Genomic DNA, 5,172 nt, shown 5'->3' on the forward strand with positions numbered 1-5,172 from the left:
ATGGCCGTGGAGAATATGAAGCCCCTCGCGGAGATTTACAGAAAACTCGACGAGCTGGCGCGGTCGCCTGACAAACCGGCAGGCCTGGAAATTGGGGTCACAGGTTCCGGCGCTGTAGGGACGGAAATGCTCATTGCGGCTGAGGAGAGTATCCGCAACACCGAATGGGCCACGATTGGGTTAATCATCATTATCCTGCTTGTTGTGTACCGGGCGCCTCTTCTTGCGGCAGTGCCGCTTGTTGCACTGGCTGTGGCGGTATTTACGGCCTTTGACGCCCTCGCGCTCTTGGCGGGAATCAGTCTGAAAACAGGCTGGTTTGAGTTCGCGGTCTTTAAAACGACGAAAATTTTTGTGGTGGTGGTCCTCTTTGGCAGCGGTACGGATTACTGCCTGTTCCTGATCGCGCGGTACAAAGAGGAGCTTTCCAAAGGGGCGGGCATTATCGATGCGGCAGCCAGGGCCCTTGACGCGGTGAGCGCGGCTCTTCTCGCCAGTGCCTGGACGACCATCCTGGGGCTCGGGATGATGGTCTTTTCCGACTTTGGAAAATTCCGAAACGGCGGGCCAGCGATTGCCGTGGCCCTCGTGGTGGCCCTGGTGGCGTGTCTCACTTTGGCGCCGGCCATTCTCTGTGTGCTGGGTAAGAAGGTCTTCTGGCCTTTTCGGGTGGACCTGGACTCGGGAGAGGAATCCGACGACATCCGTCTGGGGCGGCGCTCGATTGTGGGGGCACGATTTCAGGGATTGTGGAATTTCCTCGGAGAGGGCGTGTTGCGCCGGCCGGGCTTGATTCTGGCGGGATCTCTGCTCGTGATGACGCCTTTCGTCTGGAATGCCCAGTCGATTGACCTCACGTATGACCTGCTCAGCGAGTTGGGGCCCGATCGACGGTGCGTCCAGGGAACGGCACTCCTCCGCGAGTATTTCCCCGCAGGGGAAACGGGGCCGGTCACGATCCTCGTCTATCACCCCAAGGCCGACTTTCTGGAGGGGCCCGATCGCTTTCGACTGCTGCGCGAACTCACGCAAGCCATTTATTCGATGGAATACCCGGCCCCCGACGGGACGCGATTCAAGCCGATTCAGAGTGTCAGAAGTCTGGTAGACCCACTCGGGGAGGGGAACACCGGGAGTGTGTTTGTGAGCGGTGTGGTCCGGGCGCGGGCCAAGGCGATGTATGTGGCCCAGCAGGAACCGTATCGTGGCAAGGTCACTCGCCTGGATGTCATTTTCCCCTATGATCCGTTCTCGGTTGAGAGCATCTATTTGCTGGATGCCCTGGAGAAGTATCTCAACGAATGGGCGAGTTCTCATGCTGACTGGAATGGAGCCCAGTTTTATTTCATTGGAACAACACCCGGTATCCGGGATCTTCGGGCGGTGACCCTCAGCGATCAGCAACTTATTCAGAGGTTGGTTCCGCTCGCTGTGCTGTTTGTCCTTATCCTGATTTTGCGACGTCCGATACTCTCTATTTTGCTCGTTCTGTCAGTCATTTGGGGCTATTACGTGACACTGGGGATCACCGAACTGGTGTTCTCGTGGATTCGCGGGGCCACCTATCATGGCCTGGACTGGAAACTGCCCACGTTTTTGTTCGTCATCCTGGTGGCTGTGGGGGAGGATTACAACATTTATCTTGTCACTCGCGTGTTGGAGGAACAGGCCAAATACGGGTTTGCAGAGGGGCTGAAATCGGCTCTGCGGAAGACGGGCGGCATCATCACCAGTTGCGGCATTATCATGGCGGGGACGTTCATTGCCATGATCAGCGGTTCGTTGCGTACGATGCATCAACTGGGATTTGCCTTAGCACTGGGCGTATTGCTCGACACATTCGTCATCCGAACCATTTTGGTTCCGTGTATTATCGTGCTGCTGGATCGATACCTGCCGAAATGGCCTCGGAAGAAAATGGCCGAGAAAACTTCCCGTGCGAGAGAAGTCCACCTGGAACCCCACCTTCAGTCCGAAATGCCGGTGGAGTCCCGTCACTGAAAAACGAACCGGTGCTGCCTGACCGGCTTTTTCCCAGCGGGCGCCAGAAGATTATTGATTTTGGGCAAGTTGGGGTGGAACCGGTTTGGGCTGGGACGTGAGAAGACCATGTGAGGCAGATTCGCTGAGCATAGGTTGGACTTCCTCGACGAAGTCCTTAGCGTCTTCAAATTGCCGGTAAACGCTGGCAAATCGGACGTAAGCCACCTGGTCAAGCTGGCGAAGATACTGCATCGCCAGTTCGCCGATGTATCGGCTTTCAACCTCGGTATCGAAATTGCGTTCGATATCCTCTTCAATGGCTGAAACAACGGCCTCGATTTGCTCGTCACTGATGGGACGCTTCCAACAGGCCTTTTCCAGGCCTGCTTTGAGCTTGTTTCGGTCGTACGGAACCCGCGATCCGTCTTTTTTGATAACCTTAAGGCGGCGCTTCTCCACGCGCTCGTAGGTGGTGAAGCGTCGGCCGCACCGATTGCACTGGCGGCGTCTCCGGATGGCAGCGCCATTTTCCGCCACGCGGCTATCGGTCACTCGATCATCATCTTGATGACAGTACGGGCACTTCATGGGTAGAGACCTTGTTAAGCGTCCTTGTATGAGAAGTTTCCATCTAGAGCTAGTATATCGTCTCTGGAAATTTAGCGAAATGCGAGGGATTGCTGACGCTACAAAAAAGACCGACCCTCCGTAAAAGAGGGTCGGTTTTCGCATACTTTCACGCAATACAGCTACGCACAGGGTTACGTAGCCTGGGCAAAAAGCATTTCAGGGTTGGCATCCACTGGCCAGATGCACAGAGGCAGATAACGGGAGGGGAAAATCCAACCTGAGCCAGGTCGGGGCGGGCATCCGAACCACATCAACACTCAGTCACTTCTTCTCTTCAGGCTGGGGAGCCGGCTTGGGGGCTTCCGCGGGTTGGGCCGGCTGTGCCTCAGCCGCAGGCTGACAGCAAGCCTCGTCCACGATCACCACCCGATGATGCCGACCGAACAACCGGCAATGATGGTGGACCGGGGGCGGGCACTCGGGCGGGCAGGCCGGTTCGACCTTCACAGCCTCGCAGGGCTTCGGCTCTTCGCACGGAGCGGGTTCGCAGCAGGCCTTGGCGGCCTTCCGAGCCTCGCACCGAGCCCGCAGCCGAGCCAGCAAACCAACGCGGTGAACGGGCGGGCAGGCCGGCTCGCAGGCAGGGGGAGCGGGTTGCTCGCACGCCGGCTGGCAGGCCGGAGCAGGCTGGCAGCACGCCTTAGGTTCGTGGGCATTTGCCGCCCACGCCATGAACAGTCCCACACACACAGCAGCGACACACAGGATGCTCAAGCGATTCATGTTTGGGTCCTCCTCTTCAAGGCTGAAACACCCAGACAGCAACGGACACACCAACAACGCAACAGGAGCACCGAGCTCCTATCCATCGGATGCCACGCCACGACTCACGCTCACTTGCGACCTGTGGTCGCCACCCTGTTTCGTAACATGCGACCACACCTCCCGTGGGGCATCCCCATCCCTAGCTTGTTAAAGATACCAACTAGGGAAGCGTTGTCAAGGGCGTAGATAGGGTAAACTGTTCCTTTCGGAGGACATTTATGGCCTGTGCTGTAGTAATTAGTTTGCACAAAGTGTACCAGACCAGACTTTCCCCTCCGGATCACTTTCTAGGCTTCTTGGTGAAAACCCCAAACCTACCCCGGAAAGGCGCGATGGCTTGAAGTTCTTCCGGACTCCGGGACCTCACCTCAAGGGTGCGCTATGGTTGCCGGCTGCAATCATACTGGCTGGGTAGGTAAGATAATTAGGTCTAGATGATCACCACAACCAGCGAAATAAACAAGCCCTGCCCGTTTGAATCCTTCCAAGCCCCGCGTCTGGCCCCGTCCAGAACGGTCAGTGTTGACAACGTCCAGGAAAACTTGCAACTTAGGAGGACCTCAGTCGATGTCTTTTTCGGCATGTCCCCACATGACAAGACAATTTGTAATTTTTGCTGTTCTGTCCAGTTTTCCCGCACTTCTGACGATCGTCCACCCCGTCGCGGCGTCGGATACTCCCTCTCCGCTAGCGACCTTGCGAAAGGAACACCCCCGACTCATAGCCACGCGTGAGGACGAGAGCCGGGTGAGGCAGCTTCTAACGCACAATGCTCAAGCTCGGGCGCTCTTTGAGTTTCTCCGGAAGGAAGCGGATCAAGTGTTCCATCAATCGCCAGTTGAGCATCGTCTCATAGGTCCCCGGTTGCTCGATCAGAGCCGCCGATGTCTCTCAAGAGTTTACCTCCTGGCCACGGTTTACCGGCTCACAGGAGAACGTCGGTATGCCGATCGGGCCATCAAAGAAATGCTCACGGCGGCCAATTTTCTGGATTGGAATCCGTCCCATTTCCTGGATACGGCGGAGATGACGCACGCCCTCGCCATCGGATACGACTGGCTTTACGACGTGCTGGACCCACAACAGCGCCAGACCATTCGGCAGGCCATCGTCGAAAAGGGCCTCCGCGAGGGGGAGAAGGTCTACCGCAAAGGAACGTGGTGGACAAAAACCGCGTGGAATTGGAATCAGGTGTGCAATGGCGGAATGACGCTGGGGGCCCTGGCTGTGGCCGATGAAGAGCCGGAGTTGGCCGAATACATCGTCACCCAGGCCGTCAAGTCGGTTCCCATCTCCATGGCCAACTACGCGCCCGACGGAGCCTGGGCCGAAGGCCCCGGTTACTGGAGTTATGCCACCCATTACACCGTTTACATGCTCGCCGGACTGCAAAGTGCCCTCGGCACTGACTTCGGGCTGTCCGATTCGCCTGGATTCGACAAGGCGGGCGATTTTCGGATTCACGTGGTCGGACCCAGTGGGTTGGCTTTCAATTTCGCGGACGGTTCCGCCCGGGTGGGAGCGGCCTCACCAATGTTCTGGTTGGCGACCCGCTTCGGTAAACCCCTGTATGCCTGGCATGAGCGAGAAGTGATCAAGGGCCGCACACCTCTCCATCTCTGGTGGTATAACGATCAATCTGCTGAGATTAATCAGGAATCTGTGGCCAAGTGGTTCCGCGGTGCAGACATCGTGACCCTGCGGAGTGACTGGACAGATCAGGCCGTCTTCGTGGGCTTCAAGGGTGGAGATAACGATGTCAACCACAGCCACCTGGAACTGGGCAGTTTCGTC

The 5,172-nt window shown here is 57.3% G+C and carries 4 protein-coding genes; 2 read left to right on the top strand and 2 right to left on the bottom strand.

Annotation, left to right across the window (positions count from 1 at the left end; all coding sequences use genetic code 11):
- The coding region (locus H5U08_RS09705; protein WP_297032512.1) for an MMPL family transporter at positions 1-2,001 on the top strand (2,001 nt) is incomplete at its 5' end.
- Between the two features lie 51 nt (positions 2,002-2,052).
- Here the strand turns inward: H5U08_RS09705 and nrdR are convergent.
- Both nrdR and H5U08_RS09715 read right to left on the bottom strand, forming a co-directional pair.
- Entirely contained in the window at positions 2,053-2,571 is a 519-nt protein-coding gene (nrdR, locus tag H5U08_RS09710) for a transcriptional regulator NrdR (protein WP_297032514.1), read from the bottom strand.
- 303 nt (positions 2,572-2,874) lie between these two features.
- Positions 2,875-3,336, bottom strand: coding sequence for a hypothetical protein (locus H5U08_RS09715; RefSeq protein ID WP_297032516.1), 462 nt, complete (start codon positions 3,334-3,336; stop codon positions 2,875-2,877).
- A 789-nt stretch (positions 3,337-4,125) separates the two neighbouring features.
- On the opposite strand from H5U08_RS09715, the gene H5U08_RS09720 reads away from it, so the two are divergent.
- Positions 4,126-5,172, top strand: a 1,047-nt coding sequence (locus tag H5U08_RS09720; RefSeq protein WP_297032518.1) for a DUF4962 domain-containing protein, incomplete at its 3' end; no start/stop codon positions are given.

The sequence above is a fragment of the Thermogutta sp. genome, assembly GCF_014359955.1.
In the GTDB taxonomy this organism is placed as follows: domain Bacteria; phylum Planctomycetota; class Planctomycetia; order Pirellulales; family Thermoguttaceae; genus Thermogutta.